Origin of the sequence: Lentilactobacillus parafarraginis DSM 18390 = JCM 14109 (assembly GCF_001435895.1) — a bacterium.
Taxonomy (GTDB): domain Bacteria; phylum Bacillota; class Bacilli; order Lactobacillales; family Lactobacillaceae; genus Lentilactobacillus; species Lentilactobacillus parafarraginis.
Genome location: NZ_AZFZ01000148.1, coordinates 1 through 2,030, shown reverse-complemented (window position 1 = coordinate 2,030; position 2,030 = coordinate 1). Strand labels below are relative to the sequence as shown.

2 protein-coding genes are annotated in these 2,030 nt (G+C 29.5%); both read right to left on the bottom strand.

All coding sequences use genetic code 11. The features are described 5' to 3' along the window. Positions 1 to 296: 296 nt before the first annotated feature. A complete protein-coding gene (locus tag FD47_RS14345) occupies positions 297 to 998 on the bottom strand; it encodes a hypothetical protein (RefSeq protein ID WP_054736723.1) in 702 nt (233 codons plus the stop codon). Between the two features lie 137 nt (positions 999 to 1,135). After that, positions 1,136 to 1,441 (bottom strand): aggregation-promoting factor C-terminal-like domain-containing protein, encoded by a 306-nt coding sequence (locus tag FD47_RS14340; RefSeq protein ID WP_476703339.1) that lies wholly within the window; start codon positions 1,439 to 1,441, stop codon positions 1,136 to 1,138. Positions 1,442 to 2,030 lie beyond the last annotated feature (589 nt).

The window sequence follows — 2,030 nt, the reverse complement described above, 5'->3', positions numbered from 1 at the left end:
TTAGTGTTGCACTTAACTTGACAATTGAGGTTTTGTTTTCTTTAAAATTTTTATCATAAAAATACTCCTAAAGTTAAAGCTTATTGCTTTAGCTTTAGGAGTATAACACAATACTGGTAGCTACTTATTTCAATTTTTAACCTATATTTTGTTTTATTCCGCTATAAAGTAAAAATCATCGTAACATATGCATCTTAAAGATTTAACACGTCTTCAATACTTGTTGTTTTATGAAAAATATCAAGATCAACTTAATTTATAACCATTTTTAATAATATTGAGTTAGTAATAATATATTAATGTTGTAAATAAAAAGTATAGTATGTTACCGGCGATTTTCCAATAGAAGTTTTAGTGATCTGATTATTTTTATTAACTAATACAAATTTGTTTTTAGCAGTAAAACGTATATAAAATAATAACTTCTTTGTCCCATGTTTTGCAGTAATTTCCCAAAATATTGGTGTCTTCGTGATAACATGGTAAGTTGCATTTTTAATCGGGGTAGCAATTTTATTCTTGTAATAAACGTGTTCACTCAATCCATATTTTTGAGTGAACGAAATGTAAATCTGCCACCCCTTGTAATTATTAGACTTCCACATACCAGTTGGACTAGAAATATGATAAGTCGTCACTTTATTTATTGTCTTCTTATTTGTAGTATTCATTGATTTTTGAACATGAATAATACGATAAAAGTATTGAGCGCTATTCTTTTTAGCATAAACCCAAATTCGGCCACCACTCTTTAGTGTATGCACTAACTTTGCTTTATAAAAGCCATTATTTTTAGAAGCTACCGTAGTTGCCAACACCCTTTTTGCCGCGTTTCTAACAATAATATGCACTCCCTTAGTGGCATTTCCTGTGACATACTTAGAAGTATTATAAATAGGCGTTACTGATAGTTTAAGGGAACTGGCTGCTATGGGAACTGTCCAAAGCAAACTAAAAAATAGTATAAAAGAAAACATAGCTAAAAATAATTTTTTCATTTTAAAACTCCCTCCAACTGCAATTATACACATATTGCAACCAAAAGGAGCTCCTAACTTCATTAAATGATGAAATACACCAATTAAAAAATAAAATGTAAACAATAATTTAACGAGAAACCAAAAAATCAATATAACTAATACCAATGATGAATTTGCCAAAATTTTTTTGCCTTAATCCATGAACCATATCTACCCTTTACATATTCATTTGCTACTTTTTCCTGATTAACTGCTGAATAATTGCCATGCAAATATGTAATTAATAATTGATAGCGTCCATAACAATTACCATTACGAGCCGTATAAGATCCACCAGATTCATGCATTGCAATCCAAAATTTAGCTGCCTTGTTTTTGGCTGATAAGGGAGCATTAATATTTTTGATTTGTTGGGCAACTGATAAAGTTGCGGCATGACTAGTAATTTCCCCTAAATTTATTTGGTTAAACGGAATGCCACAAAAACTGACACTAAAAAATAATAAAATACTGATCTGAATGATTCTTTTCAATTAATTATCCTCCGCTTTTAATTATCAAATTCATTATAAGTATCTCAGATCAAAAATAGGTTTCATAAATATTAAAGTAAAATTACTAATTGATTACTAAAATAATTAGTGATTTTAAAAGAATGGGCGGCTCAGCACTGTCAAGAAAATAATCAAATAATTAAGAGGATTATGTACATTCCTGAACGACATGTTTTCTATATTCTACCAAGATCAGGCCGTTCGAAGTTATCCAGTTAACGAATTATCTAATTAGGATAATTAATTTGCTCTTTGATTGAACCAATCTAAATGCAAAAAATTTATCTTTTGATATAACCTCGGAAAGACCCTACTGGACCGTTATAAACTGAGCAATGGTATGCGACATACTATGATCATGTAAATTCTTCACCCAAAAATAATTTTAGTGTTTTATACTAAACAAAATTATTTGGATGAATTTTCCATAAAAGCCCATCAATGTATACTAGTGACACTATTGATTGTCAACGCCGATGTGAAAATGTCGTTTTTT

Excerpts from the sequence above, each read along its gene's own strand:
- FD47_RS14345 (WP_054736723.1), bottom strand. The coding sequence starts at position 998 with ATGAAAAAATTATTTTTAGCTATGTTTTCTTTTATACTATTTTTTAGT.